This is a genomic window from Rhodococcus sp. ARC_M6 (genome assembly GCF_022810305.1).
In the GTDB taxonomy this organism is placed as follows: Bacteria; Actinomycetota; Actinomycetes; order Mycobacteriales; family Mycobacteriaceae; genus Rhodococcus_F.
On sequence record NZ_JALGQH010000010.1, the window covers coordinates 144,653 to 160,284 of the forward strand.

Genomic DNA, 15,632 nt, shown 5'->3' on the forward strand with positions numbered 1-15,632 from the left:
AAGCTCGCTCGAGTTTGACAGTAGATATGACCCTACTGTTGTAGCGCGCAGATGTGGACGGCATTTGCTCGCCAGGCACCGGATGTCGCCGGTGGTTTAGGCTGCGTTCATGACGAGTTCCGGGGGCAACGGCGAGAATTTTCCAGATGATTACCTGGCAAAACCTGGATACGGCGAGGTTCCGAGTCTTCCGACAGACAGTGTCGGACATTCGTCGGAAGTAACGCAGTCATATTGGGAGATTCCGGGCTTTACATCTGCCACGGAGCAGTATCCGGGCTATCCGCCGCCGACGTATACCCCGACATCAGGTCATCCGGCTCAGTATCAACAGCCGGCTCAGTATCAACAGCCGGTCCAGTACCAACAACCAGTGCCCTATCAGCAGCCGATGCAATACGGCGCTTTCGGTCAATATGGCGGAGGCTACGCGCCGCCGGTGGGAACCAATGGGCTTGCGATTGCATCGCTGGTGACATCACTCGCGGGAGGGTGCTTTTACGGGCTCGGCGCTGTCATCGGGATTATCTTGGGTGTTGTTGCACTCGGGCAGATAAAGCGCACTGGTCAGGAGGGGCGTGGAATGGCGATCGCAGGCATCAGTATCGGTGTCGCCGTGATTATCTTTTGGGTGTTGTTCGTACTCTTTGCTGTAGCGCTCAATTCCACTTAGGCGCCGAGTCCTACATTGCTGTCATGTGTGCGTCGGTCGGTAGTGGTTTCCCGAAGTAGTAGCCCTGCCCGATGTCGTATCCAGCACGAACCACGGCATCAGCTTGATCAGCGGTTTCGACGCCCTCGGCGATGGATTCCATCCCCAGTTTTTCGGCGATTTCGGCGATGGCTTCCAGGACGATGAACGCTCGCTCGCGGGGGTGCTTCGATTCGCTGAGTGCCCATGTCAGGGTCTGGTCGATTTTGAGAATGTCGATCGGCAGCTCGGACAGTGCCGCAAATGAGGCGAATCCAGCTCCGAAATCGTCGAGCGCAATGCGAATGCCTTCGTCGTGGAGAGTGTGCAGAGTGGCGGCAGCATCTTGGCCGACGACGCCGAGTTCGGTGACTTCTACGACGAATTTGTCGTGAGGTGTATCAGACTTATGCAGGGAATTGAGTATTTCGCGCGCCGCATTCTTTGTGGATAGTTGCCGAGGTGAAAAGTTGACGGCGATATTCAAGTGATCGTCCCAGTCTGCGATTTGTTCGCAGATGAGGTCGAGTGCCTGTAATCCGATCGGAATAATCAAACCGGACATTTCGGCAGATTTCATGAAATCTTGTGGTTCGATCAATCCTCGGAGTGGATGTCTCCACCGGAGGAGCGCTTCGTAACCGGTGATAACCGAAGATTTCAGGCTTACTTGGGGTTGGTACAAAACCTCGAATTGATGGTCGTCGAGTGCCTCGCGAAGCTCGCGAACCATACGGATTTCCTTTTCGTCCTGTTCCCGCTCCTGCCGCACTGCAGTTCAGTACGGTTGCCCCCCAGCGGGTGCGTGGTCATTCGAGGGTGTGGCCCTCGGTTGTAACCTGCTCAGGACGACATGTCCTGTTTGCCTTCACCTATGTCGAAGGTACTTCACTAAACGAAAATTGCCAATGATTAGCTGCCATTTCTATCAGTTACGGCAATTCCGATGGGTCTGCATGATCGTCGGTCGCCACGATCCACGGTTCGTGCGGAATCTTTTGTGTATCGAACCGTTCGGCTAAGTGCATTGGTGTGACTCGTTCCCCGGGTTCGGCCAATCCGATGCTCGACGCAATCATTGTCAGCACCTCGTCGGAACCGCGGCCGAGCGCGCGCTGATCGGAGAGAGTGACCGCGCCGTCCCGCTTTGCCAGGCGCTTGCCGTCGGTGTTCAGTGCGAGAGGGACGTGAGCGTAAACCGGTGGCGTGATTCCGAGGAGCGTCGCCAAGTACGCCTGGCGTGGGGCGGAACTCAGCAGGTCGTCTCCACGTACAACTTGGTCGATGTGCTGGGCGCCGTCGTCGACGACGACGGCAAGATTGTATGCGGGCACGCCGTCGCCGCGGAGCAGGACGACGTCGTCAACTGCGCTGGTGACGTTGCCCCGCAGCGTGTCGGTGACCGTGAACGAATCGGTGTGGGACCGTAACCGAAGGGCTGGGTTTCGACCGGTCGCGAGTTTTTCGGCTTGCTCGGAGACCGAGAGATTCCGGCACGTTCCCGGATACGCCCCATCGGGAGCGTGAGGCGCGGACGGCGCTTGCAGGATTTCCTTGCGAGTGCAGAAGCAGGGGTACGTGAGCCCCCGCCCGTTCAGTGTCTCGATGGCTTCCGCATACAGCGGCAGCCGATCTGATTGTTTGACGACTTCTCCGTCCCACCCCAGGCCGAGCGCACGGAGGTCGTTGAGTTGACGGTCCATGGCACCGGGCCGGACTCGATCCAGATCTTCGACACGAATGAGGAAATCGCGACCGGTGGTGCGGGCAAACAGCCAGGCCAGGAGGGCGGTGCGCAGGTTCCCCAGATGCAGATCACCGGAAGGGCTCGGTGCAAAACGTCCGGCTCCCACCACGTCAGCTCGCCAATCCGGTCGACACCTCGGCGTCGTGAAGGGTGAGGCGGATCTGACTTTCGAGGGCGTACTCGAGATAGTGCGCGGGATACAGGTCGGGATTGCCGATCGCGTCGAGTGCCAATCCGTTGACCGTCGCAAGGAGAAGCGCCGCGCGCGTTTCGGCTTCGGGCAGGGCAACCTGGATCAGAACGGCAGAAATGCCGGTGCGGACGGTGAACAGTGCGGTTCGCCGAATTTCTGCCAACGGTGCACTGGTCGCTGCCCGCACGGCAAATGCGGCCAGGACGTGAGCTTCGCGGGTGCGCTGCTCGTCCAGGGGGAGTAGCTGTGACAAAGCGTGGAACAGTGCGACGTGCGGCGAGGCGCCTGGCGCAGATTCAGTGAGACGATTCAGCATTCGCTCGGTCAGGGTGCGTAACGCGAATGTCAACATCTGTTCTTTGGTCGAGAAGTGATGTTGGACAGCCCCGATCGACACCTCTGCGCGCTTCGCGACCTCTCGGACGCTGGCATTTTCGAGCCCTGATTCGGCGGCAACGTCAAAAAGCGCCGCGGCCAGCAAATCCGGGTTCGTAGCTGATTTTCGACCTTCGCGCATGCCTGGAGATTACAGGCGTATTGAAACAACCTGCATGTCAGGGGTGTTTTTCAGGCGGTACGGCCGAGGTAGGCCATAAGTCGGGTTGCTTTGTCCGCGTCGTCGGAAACTGGCATCTCGGGGCCGCAGACGCCGTCCATTCGGATCGAATCGCCGAGGTTTGTAGCGATCTGCGACGCCCATTCCACATCGTCGTCCGGAATCGACGTGTCGGTACCGGTTGCGACGGCGAGATCCCATCCGTGAACGACCAGATCGAAACACAGGAAGCCTTCGACGGTAGCTCCGAGATTGGTTCGGCCGAAGTGTCCGTCGTACTCGAGGTTCGCCTTGGCCGGGTCGTCGAGAATGGCCTGCATCGAATCGCGCACTGCAGCCCACGCAGCGGCAGGATCTTCGTCGACGGACGGCCCCGACGCCAGTTCGAGGCCGACGACCTTGACCATGTCGCGTTCACTGTCGATCACGTGTCGCAGTACATCCCGTGCAGTCCAGCCGTCGCACGGAGACTTGTTGTCCCAGTTCTGCTCGGGCACCGCGGTGATCTTCTGGGTGAAATTGGCGGCCAGATTTCGGTAGCGCTGGGCGGGGGAGATATCGGTGGAAGTCATGGAGCTGATTCTTCCGGATCTGGCGCGAATCGGGATTGTTTTCTTCGAGGCATTTTCCGGGCTGCTAGTTTGTCGGCAGTGCTTATCAAAACTTGTCTGTGATCCGGACCTTCCGTAGTGATCGTGCGCCGCGCCTACGCGCGGTGGTGATTCCGTGTGCCCCGAGAGGGAATCCGATATCGGGTTCCCGCCTCCTGTCCTGCACACACATCGCTACTGGGAGCTCACTTGATCATCTCGTCTACATCTACGTCCATGCCGTCATCGCTGCGTCGCGAGGATCTGCGCGCCGACTGTGGAAGTTGTTTCGCTTTGTGCTGCACTGCCTTCGGATTTTCACGATCGGTAGACTTTGCCGAAGACAAGCCGGCCGGCTCGCCCTGTCGTCATCTTGCGTCGACGTTCTCCTGCACTGTCCATGAAGGACTCCGTCCCCGCGGTTTTCGCGGGTGTACCGTCTTCGATTGCTTCGGCGCGGGGCAGGCGGTATCGCAGCGATTGTTCTCGGGTGTCAGCTGGCGCGAGAGGCCGGATACACAGCCGGACATGTTCGCGGCTTTCAAGATCGTGAAGCAGTTGCACGAGATGCTGTGGTATCTGGCCGAGGCCTGCGAACGCGCCTACGCTCCGGAGGCTGTACACGAAGCTCGTGAACTCGAATCAGCAATTGCCGCACTGACTCACGGCAGTCTCGCCGAACTGTTCTCGGTAGACATCGGTGCACTGCACGGCGCGGTCAGAACGGTTCTGATGGAGGTCAGTGAGGAAGTTCGGGCTTCCTACTTCGCTGAAGCGGGCCATCTGGACCCGAGCTTCACGCCGGCAGCGGATCTTGCCGGGGCTGACCTGCGGGCACGCAGATTGTGTGGGGCGGACCTGCGCGGCGCCTGCCTGATCGCCGCGGATTTGAGGGAAAGTGATCTCGCTGCGGTAGACCTACTCGGTGCGGATCTGCGTGATGCACGGTTGGAGGGCGCGGATCTCTCAGCCGCGTTGTACGTCACTCAGCCTCAGATCAACGCAGCTCGGGGTGATGGAAAAACACGTTTGCCGGCAAGTGTTTCCGCTCCCTCGCATTGGTTCGATCACTAGCGAAGCGAGCCCCGCATCCTGGGCGAGAATATCGCCCAGGATGCGGGGCTTCGACGGTGTCCTGCAGAGCGGTGCTCAGTCGACTGGGCCGAAGCGGTAGCCGAATCCGCGCACCGTTTTGATGTAATGTGTTCGGGCAGAGTCAGATTCGATCTTTGCCCGCAGGCTCTGAATATTGGCGTCGACGGCTCGGGTCTTGGCGGAGGTCGATTCGCCCCAGACCTTCGCGAGAAGCTGATCCCGGGAGTAGACATGGCCCGGGCGTCCCGACATTTCGAGAAGCACGCGCAATTCTGTTCGGGTCAAATCTAATTGGCGACCGCCGACAGACGCGGTCATGGCGCGTCGGTCGATCTGTAGTTCGCCGTGGCGTTCGCGTTTGTCCGTGCGCGGCGCCGGCGTCGTCCGCAGCAGTGAGGTGACACGAAAATCGAGATCCCGTGCGCTGACCGGACTCACCGCAAAATCAGACGCCACCCGAGTGGGCGCATCCTCGATGTCCTCTGATGATTCGACGACCATGATGATCGGAATTTCACTGCGAAGCCGAATTTGGCGCGCAACTTCGAAGCCGTCGATATCGGGGAGTGACAGGTCGAGTACGGCGACATCGAAGCTATCGGTGCCAAGGGCGTTGAGACTGTGACGACCTGATCCGAACAAATGGACCGTATGGCCGAAGAACGCGAGTTCGACGCCGAAAGTGTGGGTTGTGTCCGGCTGAGCTGTAGCCGCGAGAATCATGCTCATCGTGTGCTGTCCCCCCGTCGGTGCTGAGGGCAGCAACCTGAAAAATCCCCACTGTGAGTGTTCCAGACCACCGACGCTCTGGCCACTTCGGGTGCATTGTGCGTAGTGGTCGCTAAACTTGCTGGATGGGCAGTGTCTTTGCGCTGACCCTTCCGGGGTTGTTGGTACTGCTGATCCTGTTCGCTTGTGCGGAAACATTGTGGAATCGGCTAACCGGGGGCAGGGCGTTGCCGTGGACGCGGGGGCGTACTTCGCGGCCGGTATCGGCGGCCGGATTCGAGGAAGTGGCGGCACTGTTCCAAGGCTCCAAGCATCATGAATTCGAGCAACGGCAGAGTGCGTTGATGCATCGCGAGGACGACGCCGAAGGCGAACCAGCGTGGGTTGCTGTCGACACCGATACGAATACCGTGGTCTTGCGAACCCGTTGATGTCGGCGTGAAAAGCTTGTTGCGCACTGGAATTTGCCGACTGGCTGCAAAGAGATGGGCGCGTCAGTGCGCCTGTCATCGTGTCTACTTCGGACAAGTCGCCAGGAGTGCCGCAACTCCGACGTCGTAGCCCGCGCACATCGCGGGATAGCAATCTGGCAGGCGCGATGTTGTTCCGCGTTCGTGGAGGATGTCGAACAGAGGGTGCGCCGCCCATCCGGCTGCGACCACGAAACGGGCAGTCGTCGGCGGTAAGGCCAAGGCGCTGCCCAGGAACGCTGCGGATGCGGCTACTGCCGCCCATTCGCGGGCGGCGATATCGGGCTCGGTTCGTCGACCGGCTCGTGCGGCGGGATAGACGATTGCGGCAGTCGACAATCCCGCTGCATACGCTGTGGTCCGATGTCGAGTCACGGAACGCTTTACTGCGACATCGATCAGCGCGCTGAGGGCGAGGCCCGCGCCGAACGCACCTAGTCGGTGAAGCTTCGATGAAGGCATGTGGCGACAGTAAGCGCTGGTAAACGTGTGTGTTCTGGTAATCCGGCAATTGTGCGGGCAAAGAAAAAGTCCCCGACCAGATAACTGGTCGGGGACTTCCCTGGCGGAGGATAGGGGATTTGAACCCCTGAGGGCGTTAACCCAACCCGCGTTCCAGGCGAGCGCCATAGGCCACTAGGCGAATCCTCCGTGGAGTAGCATACCCAACAGTTGACGATAAGCGTTAAACGGGTATCTGACCTGCGCCGATGCACCGAAATTGACGGTAAAGGCGGGTGGTGTGCGGGGCACCCCTCGGGCCGTCTACACTGTTCATTGGATCCCGCGCGGCGCGCATCCTGTGAACTCCCCCAGGGCCGGAAGGCAGCAAGGGTCAACGGGCTCTGCCGGGTGCGCGGGGTCCTCTATTTTTTTCATATATCCCGACCCCGCCTCGTCGGTGAAAGGCCGCTCCGGATGCCTATCCAAACCCAGATCGGGTTGATGAGCCATGAAGAACTCACCTCCGAGCATGAGAGTCAGAGCGCGAAGTACACGCAGCTCCAGGCTCAAAAGCTCGCACTCGATCTGACTCGCGGTAAGCCTTCGCCCGAGCAACTCGACCTTTCTACAGCGTTGTTGGCGCTGCCAGGCGACGGTGATTTCCGTGACGGAAGCGGTACCGATTGCCGCAACTACGGTGGCCTGACGGGCTTGCCGGAACTGCGTGCCATCTTCGGTGAACTGCTCGGCATTCCGGTTGCCAATCTCCTTGCCGGCAACAATGCGAGCCTTGAGATCATGCACGATAACGTGGTGTTCTCGCTGCTCCACGGCACTCCTGATTCAACGCAGCCGTGGTCGCGTGAAGAGAAGATCAAGTTTCTCTGTCCCGCTCCGGGATACGACCGCCATTTCGCGATCACCGAGTCGTTGGGCATCGAGATGATTTCGATCCCGATGAACCACGACGGCCCGGACGTCGTCAAGATCGCCGAGCTGGTTGCTGCAGATCCGCAGATCAAGGGCATGTGGGTTGTTCCCGTGTACGCCAATCCGACCGGGGCCGTGTATTCGGAAGAAATTGTGCGCGCTCTGGCATCGATGCCGGCCGCAGCGCCTGATTTCCGTCTGTACTGGGACAACGCTTACGCGGTACATCCGCTGTTCGGCGTGATCGCGCCGTCCTATGACGTTCTTTCGATGGCTGCCGAGGCCGGACATCCCAACCGGCCGTTGGTGTTCGCGTCGACGTCCAAGATCACTTTTGCCGGCGCAGGCGTGAGTTTCTTCGGCGGTTCGGCCGAGAACCTTGCTTGGTACCAGAAGTTCCTGGGCAAGAAGAGCATCGGCCCGGACAAGGTAAATCAGCTCCGCCACCTGCGCTTCTTCGGCAATGCGGATGGTGTTCGTGCGCATATGGAGAAGCATCGCGAGTTGCTTGCACCCAAGTTCGAGTTGGTTCTGAAGATCCTCGAGGATCGGTTGGGTGCGTCGAAGATCGCGTCGTGGACCGAGCCCAAGGGGGGCTACTTCATCAGCCTCGACGTCATCGACGGCACAGCCAAGCGCGTCATCGAACTCGCCAAAAATGCTGGTATCGCGCTCACAGCAGCCGGTTCGGCGTTCCCGTACAGCACGGATCCGGATGACCGGAACATTCGTCTGGCTCCGAGTTTCCCGTCGCTCGGGGACCTCGAGGTCGCGATGGACGGTGTCGCAACGTGTGTTCTGCTGGCGGCTACAGAATCGCGACTTGCTGAGAACTGAGCTACTGAAAACGGCGTGCCCGGTCGGTACTTCCGGTCATTTCTTGTAGCGTTTGGTTCACAGGTACCCGACAGATGATGCAAACCCGGAGGTTGTAGTGACGGGCGAAATCAGCGGTTCGGAGAGTTCTGGGCTCGAAGTGAGTTCGGTGGGAGAGTCGGACGTTCCGCAGCAGAGCAGGCGTCGACTGCGGGTCGGTGTGATCGGGTTTGCCGTCCTCACGGTGCTGGCGATCGCTTCGGTGCTGATGGTTCTGTACGGCGTTCCGATGGATGCAATCTATTGGGGAATTTTCCACAATTTCCTCGATCTCGACGTCTACCGCCACGGCGGAAGTTTTGTGGTCCAGGGGCTTCCGTTGTACGACGGTCCAGTCTTCAAAGGCATGATGTTCACGTACACACCCTTTGCCGGGATGCTGTTCACAGTGTGGGCGGTGCTTACGTTTCAACAGGCCATCGTTGTCTGGACGGTCCTCAATGTTGTGGCCCTTTTCGCTGTGGTCGTGTTGTGCTGGAAGTATCTCGGCTATCGTCTCGACGCCAAGGCGTATGCCGTGAGTGTGTCGGCCACGGTCATCTTCCTGTTCATGGAGCCGGTACGTACGACGCTCTGGCTGGGGCAGATAAATATCTTCCTGTTGCTGTTGATCGTGTGGGATCTGGGCCGGGACGAGAAGAGTCGCCTTCGGGGGATCGGTGCCGGAATCGCTGCGGGGGTGAAGCTGACGCCGGCGTTCTTCTGGGCGTATCTGTTCATCACGAAGCAGTGGCGCGCGCTGGTGACAGCGGTTGTCACCTTTGCCGTAACCGTGGCTCTGGGTTTCGTCGTGATGTACCACGATGCCTATACGTACTGGACTGGCACGCTTTTCGAGAGTGAACGGGTCGGGCGGTCGGATGCGCCCAGCAATCAGTCGGTGTCCGGATTGATCGCTCGGCTCACGCACACACCGGACCCGTCGCAGGTGCTGGTTCTCGGTCTGAGTGCGCTGGCCGCGTGTTTGGGGCTGGGCGCCGCGTGGGTTGCGTATCGGCAGGGGCAGAAGCTGCTCGGTCTTACGCTGACCGGGCTTACTGCCACTGTGGTGTCGCCCTTTTCCTGGGGCCATCATTGGGTGTGGTTCGTGCCGCTGGTGATCCTGGCGGCCCACTATGCGATGGCGTCGCGGAAGATTTGGGCGTGGATTGCACCGGTCGTATTTCTGCTGCCGGTACTGAATTGGTCGCGTACCTGGTGGGATCCGACGGTCTTTCCCGGTACCGACCGCTTTGTCGGTATGGGTTTGTTCATGCTTACAGTCCCGGATTATCTGAGCATCCTGACGGGCGCCGTTTATCTGTGGGTGTTTGCCGTCGCTGCACTGAGCACTCTGATCGTGTTCGGTTGGAAAAAGTGGGCAGTGCCGGCTCCGGAAGCTGAAGTAACAGCACTCTGACTGGCAAGATCGGATGCATGACACTGAACCTGAATCTTGTCGGTGATCCCGAGGCCGATGCACTCCTGTCTGCGGATCCGCTGGCGCTGTTGCTCGGTATGCTCCTTGATCAGCAGGTTCCCATGGAGACAGCATTTCTGGGGCCGAAGAAGCTCGCAGATCGGATGGGCGGTCTCGACATCCACAGGATCGCCGACATGGACACTGACGAGTTCATTGCGATCTGCGCGCAAACGCCCGCGGTGCACCGTTTCCCCAAGTCGATGGGGGAGCGCATTCAACTTGTGTGCCAGTACATCGTCGAAAACTACGACGGCGATACCGCGGCGATCTGGACATCCGGTGACCCGGACGGTAAGACAGTGCTGAAGCGGCTCAAGGCGTTGCCCGGCTACGGAGATCAGAAAGCGCGAATCTTCCTGGCACTCCTCGGAAAACAAATCGGCGTCCAGCCCAAGGGTTGGCGTGAGGCGGCGGGGGATTACGGACTCGAAGGCTCCCGGCGCTCTATTGCCGATGTTGTCGACGAGCAGTCCTTGCTCGAGGTCCGTGAGTTCAAGAAGGCGGCGAAGGCCGCAGCAAAAGCGAAGTAGCGAGGCGCTAGGCGCTGCGCATCCGGACAAGCTTCACCAAGTCGCCGGCCGGCCCCTCGAGCTGACGCGGGGGGCGCCACACGGCGCGGAGGGTTCGGTCGAGTACGAGGCCGTCGACTTCGACTACTCGTAGTTCGCCGGTTTTCACTTGGTCGTTCACTGCCAGCGTGCTCAGTACCGCCGGCCCGACGCCTCCCAACACGCTGGTGCGGATCGCTGCCGAGCTTCCCAGTTCAAGCAAGGGTGCAGCACGTTCGTACTCTTGAAGTGCCAGGTCGAGTGTTGTTCTGGTGCCGGATCCGGGTTCGCGCACGAGTAGTGGTGTGGTGGCTAACTCAGCTGCGGTGAGCGGCTTGCGTCGGCGTGCCCAGGGATGCTCGGGATGAACGACAACCACGAGTGAATCGCGGGCGACGGTAATGCTGTGCAGATGCCTTGGTGCGGTGGGGGATTCGATGAAGCCGACATCGCACGTTCCGGCATCGATCGCTTCGATGACGCGAGTCGAGTTGTAGACCTGAAGATGCACGGTCACATCAGGGTGCAATCCGCGAAAACTGCCAAGCCAGGCCGGGATCAGATGTTCTGCCACGGTCATGCTCGCGCAGACGGTCAGTTCTGCTGATCGTTCGGTCCGCATCCCTTCGGCGACGTCGAGAAGTTGTCTCGAATTGTCCAGGACGCGGCGAGCCCAGTGGACGATGACGGTCCCTTGCGGCGTTAGCGTTGCTCCGGTGGATCGTCGATGGATCAGTGGCATGCCGAGTTGCCGTTCGAGAGCTTTGACTGCGCGACTGGCATTAGGTTGCGCGATGTGTGCGAGACGGCTTGCAGCACTGAGGCTTCCATGATCATCTATACCGATGAGTAGCTCGAGAGTGCTGAGATCCGGCCATCGTCGAGTCATGCGTTCAGGCTATACCTAGCAGTAGAGTCATATCGAATTGATATCTCGTGATAGCAAGAATTGATCTACCGCATTGCAGAAGTCTGGCGGACCCTGAAGAGGTGAACCGTGATGTGAAGACCGTGGCCGACAAACAGGCCGTCGTTGCCGATGTGCCGCAACCCCACCGTTGGGCTGGTATGAGGGCACTGGTGCCGGGTGTGGCGCTGTGCGCTGTCGGCGCAGTGGTCGCGTTGACGGTCGGTAGCTTCTTCTCCACGGTGAGTCCGTTGCTGATCGCCATCGTGGCCGGCGCTCTTCTCGCGAACCTGGTTACCCTCCCCGCGAATTTTCAACCCGGACTGACCTTCTCGTCCAAGAGGTTGTTGCGCGTCGGTATCGCACTGCTCGGCCTGCAGTTGATGTTCAGTGACATCCTGAACCTGGGCTGGGGCGTGATCGGTGTAGTTGTGGCGATCGTGGTACTCGGCATCGCCGGAACTATGTATGCCGGAAAGCTTCTGGGACTCTCGTGGACCCAGCGAATACTGATTGCCTGCGGTTTCTCGATCTGCGGTGCTGCTGCAGTTGCTGCAGCGGACGGCGTCGTCGACGCAAAAGAAGAAGAGTTACTCACGGCAGTAGCGCTCGTTGTCATCTTCGGCACCTTGATGATTCCGACAATTCCGTTGTTGGCCAGAAGTTTCGGGATGAATGACATCAGTGCCGGCATGTGGGCCGGCGGATCGATTCACGAGGTCGCCCAGGTTGTCGCTGCCGGTAGCGCCCTCGGCGCCACTGCGCTCGGTGTTGCAACCATCGTCAAGCTCGCGCGTGTGCTCATGTTGGCGCCGGTCATGGCATTCCTGAGTATTCGTCAGCGTTCCCTGTCCGACAATTCGAATCCGAATGTCAAACGGCCGCCGCTGGTTCCGTTCTTCACCCTGGCCTTCATCGGATTCATGGGGCTTCGCTCGACGGGCCTTGTTCCCGAGGGTCTGCTCGCCGATGCCAAGATGGTTCAGACTGCCTTGTTGGCTGCTGCAATGTTCGGGCTGGGGCTCGGCGTGCGAATCAGCGTGATTCGGGGGGTGGGCGTACGTCCGTTCGTGCTGGCCGCAATGTCGACCGTCTGGGTGGCGACCATCGCCTACGTCGGGGTTGTGCTGGTCAGCTAGTGCCTTCACATTTTGTGCGCGCTTCGCCAGGCGCTGGGGCTGACGTCGAACTCATTGCGAAACCATCGCGAGAAACTGCCCTGGGTGGAGAACCCGAGGTGGACGGCGACCTCGGTCAGTGAATAGCGTGGATTCGATACAAAGCGTTCCGCGAGCGCACTGCGAACGGAATTGAGAACCCCGGTGAATGTCAGCTCGGATTCGGCGAGGTGGCGATGCAGCGTTCGACGATCAAACCCGAGACTTCGCGCAACGTGTTCGGCTGAACACCTCCCGGTCGGAAGTAGAACTTCGATCAATTCCTTTGTGCGACTCAGTGTGTCAGAGGATGTGGCAACGGGAAGTGAGTCGAGAAATTGTCGGGCGTAGGGACGCAGAAGTTCGTCGGACAGTTGGTTGGCTGCATCGAGATCGCTGGCGTAGAACACGATTCCGGTGAACTCGTGATCAAATTCCACTGCGTTGCCCAGAATTCTTCGGTGGGTGCTGGTGTCCTTCGGTGCGCTGTGCGTAAATCCGACGCTGACGGGTTGCCAGCGCGATCCGAGGAAACTCCGCAGGATCTGCAAGGTTGCTCCAACGGCGAGTTCGACGGTCTGCCGGGAGTCGACAGGCTCTCCGACTTCCAGTTCGATACGCAGGGTGGCGAGTCCGTTGACTTCGGCCAGCCGAATTCGTAGTGCCTCGTTGTAGGTGTGCTCATAGCGCATGAGGACGTCCAGCGCGCTTCTGACGTCGGGCTCCTCTCTGATCACGAGGCTCAGTGGTCCGAGGTTGGAGAGTCGGCGGAGTTCGGCCAGGAGCAGGCCGAAGTCTTCGTGTCCGGATGCCGCTGCGGACCGTTCGAGGAGTGTGGCAATCGACGCTGCGGGCACCCATTGGTCGGGGATTGCCAGGCTGGCGGGTGTGAGATCGACACTCCGCATGAGTGTTACGGCATCGATGTCTACCGAGTGGCAAAGGTCGACGTAGCGGTTGAGTGATGCATAGCGGGCCAATGGCTTCATGGAGGATCCTCGGCTAGATGTCCCAAAATGACGTGTTGCGTGTCTCGTCAAGTTAAGCATGTGAGCCGGATCTCACCTAATCTGGTTCTCATCAGTTCGGCGCGATACCGAAGTCGATCACGATTTCCGGAACCTGTTGCGTACGAATACAGCTCGACCGCTCGCGGCGTCGAGAATGTCCACAGAATTGGAGAGCATCATGGCGAACGCCATTCGATTCCATGAAATCGGTACCCCGTCTGTCATGCAATGGGAAGACGTGGAGGTAGGCGAGCCGGGTGCCGGTGAGGTCCGGATTCGGCACGAGGCCGTTGGCCTGAACTTTGCCGACACCTATTTCCGAAGTGGCCTCTACCCAGCGCAGCTACCAGCAGGAATGGGCGTCGAGGGCGCCGGTGTGATCGAGGCGGTCGGTTCCGGTGTCGATTTCAGTGTGGGGGACCGAGTGACGTACACCGGCAGCCCGCTCGGGGCGTACAGCACCGAACGCATCATGCCGGCCTCGGATCTGATTGCGCTGCCTGACGGCATTGCTTTCGACACCGCTGCAGCGATGACCATGCGAGGTTTGACCGCCGCGTACCTCCTGCGTCGCATCTACCCGCTGAAGGCCGGTGACACCGTTCTGTTGCACGCAGCTGCCGGCGGTGTGGGACTCATCTTCACCCAGTGGGCAAAACTGCTGGGAGTCAAGGTGATCGGTACTGTTTCCACTGACGAGAAGGCTGCTGTTGCTCGCGCCCATGGCTGCGACGAGGTCATCATCTACACCCGTGAAGACGTCGTAGCCCGAGTCAGAGAGATCACCGGCGGTGTCGGAGTGCCGGTTGTGTACGACAGCATCGGGCAGTCTACCTTCGACATTTCGCTTGATTCGCTGGCTCGCCGCGGACTGATGGTGTGCTTCGGTACCGCGTCCGGTCCGACGCCGCCGATCAACGCAATGCAGTTGGCGGTCAAGGGGTCTCTCTTCGTGACCCGCCCGGCTCTCGCTGATTACATCGCGGATCCGGCGGAGCGTGCCGAACTGGCAGCCGAGCTCTTCTCGCACGTCGAAGCTGGTCGTATCAAGATCGAAATCAATCAGCGTTACGCACTCGAAGATGCGGTGCGCGCGCACCACGATATGGAATCCGGCCGCAGCATCGGGTCGTCCGTCTTTTCCGTCTGAGAATAAGCGCCTGTAGAGGACTTGTCATGAACAACACCGCAACGCTGAACAAGACGACCGCCAGTTCGATCACCGTCCAAAAGCTGACTTGCTCCATCGGTGCCGAGTTGTCGGGAGTAGACCTCGGTGAGGTCTCCCGCGACGACGCATTGTTTGCCGAAATCAGGTCTCTGCTGCTCGAACACAAGGTTCTGTTCTTCCGCGATCAGGATTTCAGCCGGGCTGAACACGTAGAGCTTGCACAGCGTTTCGGTGAGCTCGAGGATCACCCTGCGCTGGGTAGCGATCCTGAGCATCCCGGTTTGGTTCGCATCTACAAGGATCTCGACAGCCCTCCGGAGCATTTCGAGAATGCCTACCACTGCGACGCCACCTGGCGCGTGAACCCACCCATGGGTTGCGTACTCCGTTGTGTGGAAACACCTCCCGTCGGTGGTGACACCATCTGGGTGAACATGGCTCTGGCTTACGAGAATCTGCCGGCCGCGGTCAAGGAACAGATCAAGGATCTGAGGGCTCGGCACAGTATCGAGTCGACCTTCGGGGCGCGGATGCCGATCGAGCAGCGCCACGAGCTCAATCAGCGCTTCCCTGATGCCGAACATCCTGTTGTCCGAACGCATCCCGAGACCGGCGAGAAGATTCTCTTCGTCAACTCGTTTGCGACGCACCTTGTCAACTATCACACACCGGACAACATTCGATACGGTGTCGATTTTGCTCCGGGCGCGAGCAATCTGCTCAACTACCTGGCGAGTCAGGCGCAGATTCCCGAGTATCAAGTTCGGTGGCGTTGGACCAAGAACAGCGTTGCGATCTGGGACAACCGATCGACGCAACACTATGCGGTGCAAGACTATTGGCCGGCAGTTCGAAAGATGGAGCGCGCCGGAATAGTCGGCGACGCACCGTTCTGATCTTGTACACCGACTGAAATTTCACATACTTTCCGATTGGAGTCACGTTATGCATTTCCACGACGACGCACTGTTCCCCGAGACCCAGGAAAAGCTGGTCATCACCGTCGCACCGTACGGCCCTGAATGGGAACCGGACGACTTCGCCGAAGACCTGCCC

Annotated in this window: 17 protein-coding genes, 1 tRNA gene, 1 other RNA gene and 1 pseudogene; 11 read left to right on the forward strand and 9 right to left on the reverse strand. The window is 59.6% G+C overall.

Annotation, left to right across the window (positions count from 1 at the left end):
- Window positions 1–109 precede the first annotated feature (109 nt).
- On the forward strand, window positions 110–673 hold the full coding sequence (locus tag MTX36_RS13640) for a DUF4190 domain-containing protein (protein ID WP_243620256.1): 564 nt from the start codon (window positions 110–112) through the stop codon (window positions 671–673).
- Window positions 674–683: 10 nt separating this feature from the next.
- Here the strand turns inward: MTX36_RS13640 and MTX36_RS13645 are convergent, their stop codons facing one another.
- The 4 genes from MTX36_RS13645 to MTX36_RS13660 all read right to left on the reverse strand — a co-directional run bounded on the left by MTX36_RS13645 (window position 684) and on the right by MTX36_RS13660 (window position 3,759).
- A complete protein-coding gene (locus tag MTX36_RS13645) occupies window positions 684–1,424 on the reverse strand; it encodes an EAL domain-containing protein (protein ID WP_243620257.1) in 741 nt (246 codons plus the stop codon).
- A 199-nt stretch (window positions 1,425–1,623) separates the two neighbouring features.
- The gene (gene gluQRS / locus MTX36_RS13650; protein WP_243620259.1) at window positions 1,624–2,547 is read right to left on the reverse strand and encodes a tRNA glutamyl-Q(34) synthetase GluQRS; all 924 of its coding nucleotides are present in this window, start codon (window positions 2,545–2,547) and stop codon (window positions 1,624–1,626) included.
- A gap of 1 nt (window position 2,548) precedes the next feature.
- On the reverse strand, window positions 2,549–3,148 hold the full coding sequence (locus tag MTX36_RS13655) for a TetR/AcrR family transcriptional regulator (protein WP_243620261.1): 600 nt from the start codon (window positions 3,146–3,148) through the stop codon (window positions 2,549–2,551).
- Between the two features lie 50 nt (window positions 3,149–3,198).
- Window positions 3,199–3,759, reverse strand: coding sequence for a TIGR03086 family metal-binding protein (locus MTX36_RS13660; RefSeq protein ID WP_243620264.1), 561 nt, complete (start codon window positions 3,757–3,759; stop codon window positions 3,199–3,201).
- Window positions 3,760–4,305: 546 nt separating this feature from the next.
- On the opposite strand from MTX36_RS13660, the gene MTX36_RS13665 reads away from it, so the two are divergent.
- The gene (locus tag MTX36_RS13665; protein ID WP_243620265.1) at window positions 4,306–4,851 is read left to right on the forward strand and encodes a pentapeptide repeat-containing protein; all 546 of its coding nucleotides are present in this window, start codon (window positions 4,306–4,308) and stop codon (window positions 4,849–4,851) included.
- A 75-nt stretch (window positions 4,852–4,926) separates the two neighbouring features.
- Here the strand turns inward: MTX36_RS13665 and MTX36_RS13670 are convergent, their stop codons facing one another.
- Entirely contained in the window at window positions 4,927–5,601 is a 675-nt protein-coding gene (locus MTX36_RS13670) for a response regulator transcription factor (RefSeq protein WP_243620267.1), read from the reverse strand.
- 125 nt (window positions 5,602–5,726) lie between these two features.
- Here MTX36_RS13670 and MTX36_RS13675 point away from each other — a divergent pair, with 125 nt between their 5' ends.
- Window positions 5,727–6,032 (forward strand): DUF6191 domain-containing protein, encoded by a 306-nt coding sequence (locus tag MTX36_RS13675; RefSeq protein ID WP_243620269.1) that lies wholly within the window; start codon window positions 5,727–5,729, stop codon window positions 6,030–6,032.
- Between the two features lie 84 nt (window positions 6,033–6,116).
- Here the strand turns inward: MTX36_RS13675 and MTX36_RS13680 are convergent, their stop codons facing one another.
- Both MTX36_RS13680 and MTX36_RS13685 read right to left on the reverse strand, forming a co-directional pair.
- Window positions 6,117–6,533, reverse strand: coding sequence for a hypothetical protein (locus MTX36_RS13680; protein WP_243620270.1), 417 nt, complete (start codon window positions 6,531–6,533; stop codon window positions 6,117–6,119).
- A 101-nt stretch (window positions 6,534–6,634) separates the two neighbouring features.
- Window positions 6,635–6,722, reverse strand: a tRNA-Ser gene (locus MTX36_RS13685).
- 124 nt (window positions 6,723–6,846) lie between these two features.
- On the opposite strand from MTX36_RS13685, the gene ffs reads away from it, so the two are divergent.
- The 4 genes from ffs to MTX36_RS13705 all read left to right on the forward strand — a co-directional run bounded on the left by ffs (window position 6,847) and on the right by MTX36_RS13705 (window position 10,313).
- An RNA gene (ffs, locus tag MTX36_RS13690) (signal recognition particle sRNA small type) lies at window positions 6,847–6,946 on the forward strand.
- 43 nt (window positions 6,947–6,989) lie between these two features.
- Window positions 6,990–8,282, forward strand: coding sequence for an aminotransferase class I/II-fold pyridoxal phosphate-dependent enzyme (locus MTX36_RS13695; protein ID WP_243620272.1), 1,293 nt, complete (start codon window positions 6,990–6,992; stop codon window positions 8,280–8,282).
- 97 nt (window positions 8,283–8,379) lie between these two features.
- Complete coding sequence (locus tag MTX36_RS13700; RefSeq protein ID WP_243620274.1) at window positions 8,380–9,720, forward strand: glycosyltransferase 87 family protein; 1,341 nt, start codon at window positions 8,380–8,382, stop codon at window positions 9,718–9,720.
- Between the two features lie 17 nt (window positions 9,721–9,737).
- The gene (locus MTX36_RS13705) at window positions 9,738–10,313 is read left to right on the forward strand and encodes an HhH-GPD-type base excision DNA repair protein (protein WP_243620275.1); all 576 of its coding nucleotides are present in this window, start codon (window positions 9,738–9,740) and stop codon (window positions 10,311–10,313) included.
- Between the two features lie 7 nt (window positions 10,314–10,320).
- Here the strand turns inward: MTX36_RS13705 and MTX36_RS13710 are convergent, their stop codons facing one another.
- On the reverse strand, window positions 10,321–11,220 hold the full coding sequence (locus MTX36_RS13710) for a LysR substrate-binding domain-containing protein (protein ID WP_243620277.1): 900 nt from the start codon (window positions 11,218–11,220) through the stop codon (window positions 10,321–10,323).
- Window positions 11,221–11,399: 179 nt separating this feature from the next.
- Here MTX36_RS13710 and MTX36_RS13715 point away from each other — a divergent pair, with 179 nt between their 5' ends.
- Window positions 11,400–12,377: a YeiH family protein gene (locus MTX36_RS13715; protein ID WP_243620305.1), complete on the forward strand. Its 978-nt coding sequence runs from the start codon at window positions 11,400–11,402 to the stop codon at window positions 12,375–12,377.
- Between the two features lie 5 nt (window positions 12,378–12,382).
- Here MTX36_RS13715 and MTX36_RS13720 read toward each other — a convergent pair whose 3' ends face one another.
- Entirely contained in the window at window positions 12,383–13,384 is a 1,002-nt protein-coding gene (locus MTX36_RS13720) for an AraC family transcriptional regulator (protein WP_243620279.1), read from the reverse strand.
- Between the two features lie 199 nt (window positions 13,385–13,583).
- On the opposite strand from MTX36_RS13720, the gene MTX36_RS13725 reads away from it, so the two are divergent.
- The 3 genes and pseudogenes from MTX36_RS13725 to MTX36_RS13735 form a co-directional block, all read left to right on the forward strand.
- A complete protein-coding gene (locus MTX36_RS13725) occupies window positions 13,584–14,555 on the forward strand; it encodes a quinone oxidoreductase (protein ID WP_243620280.1) in 972 nt (323 codons plus the stop codon).
- Between the two features lie 26 nt (window positions 14,556–14,581).
- Window positions 14,582–15,472, forward strand: a complete 891-nt coding sequence (locus MTX36_RS13730; RefSeq protein ID WP_243620281.1) for a TauD/TfdA family dioxygenase — start codon at window positions 14,582–14,584, stop codon at window positions 15,470–15,472.
- A gap of 49 nt (window positions 15,473–15,521) precedes the next feature.
- A pseudogene (locus tag MTX36_RS13735) lies at window positions 15,522–15,632 on the forward strand (3-keto-5-aminohexanoate cleavage protein); the annotation flags it as partial.

What these genes read in the sequence shown, in the direction of transcription:
- MTX36_RS13725 (WP_243620280.1), top strand. Translation starts at nt 13,584, where the DNA reads ATGGCGAACGCCATTCGATTCCATGAAATCGGTACCCCGTCTGTCATG.
- MTX36_RS13730 (WP_243620281.1), top strand. Translation starts at nt 14,582, where the DNA reads ATGAACAACACCGCAACGCTGAACAAGACGACCGCCAGTTCGATCACC.
- MTX36_RS13640 (WP_243620256.1), top strand. Translation starts at nt 110, where the DNA reads ATGACGAGTTCCGGGGGCAACGGCGAGAATTTTCCAGATGATTACCTG.
- MTX36_RS13710 (WP_243620277.1), bottom strand. Translation starts at nt 11,220, where the DNA reads ATGACTCGACGATGGCCGGATCTCAGCACTCTCGAGCTACTCATCGGT.
- MTX36_RS13675 (WP_243620269.1), top strand. Translation starts at nt 5,727, where the DNA reads ATGGGCAGTGTCTTTGCGCTGACCCTTCCGGGGTTGTTGGTACTGCTG.
- MTX36_RS13655 (WP_243620261.1), bottom strand. Translation starts at nt 3,148, where the DNA reads ATGCGCGAAGGTCGAAAATCAGCTACGAACCCGGATTTGCTGGCCGCG.
- MTX36_RS13715 (WP_243620305.1), top strand. Translation starts at nt 11,400, where the DNA reads ATGAGGGCACTGGTGCCGGGTGTGGCGCTGTGCGCTGTCGGCGCAGTG.
- MTX36_RS13670 (WP_243620267.1), bottom strand. Translation starts at nt 5,601, where the DNA reads ATGAGCATGATTCTCGCGGCTACAGCTCAGCCGGACACAACCCACACT.
- MTX36_RS13720 (WP_243620279.1), bottom strand. Translation starts at nt 13,384, where the DNA reads ATGAAGCCATTGGCCCGCTATGCATCACTCAACCGCTACGTCGACCTT.
- MTX36_RS13680 (WP_243620270.1), bottom strand. Translation starts at nt 6,533, where the DNA reads ATGCCTTCATCGAAGCTTCACCGACTAGGTGCGTTCGGCGCGGGCCTC.
- MTX36_RS13705 (WP_243620275.1), top strand. Translation starts at nt 9,738, where the DNA reads ATGACACTGAACCTGAATCTTGTCGGTGATCCCGAGGCCGATGCACTC.
- MTX36_RS13695 (WP_243620272.1), top strand. Translation starts at nt 6,990, where the DNA reads ATGCCTATCCAAACCCAGATCGGGTTGATGAGCCATGAAGAACTCACC.
- MTX36_RS13665 (WP_243620265.1), top strand. Translation starts at nt 4,306, where the DNA reads ATGTTCGCGGCTTTCAAGATCGTGAAGCAGTTGCACGAGATGCTGTGG.
- MTX36_RS13660 (WP_243620264.1), bottom strand. Translation starts at nt 3,759, where the DNA reads ATGACTTCCACCGATATCTCCCCCGCCCAGCGCTACCGAAATCTGGCC.
- MTX36_RS13645 (WP_243620257.1), bottom strand. Translation starts at nt 1,424, where the DNA reads ATGGTTCGCGAGCTTCGCGAGGCACTCGACGACCATCAATTCGAGGTT.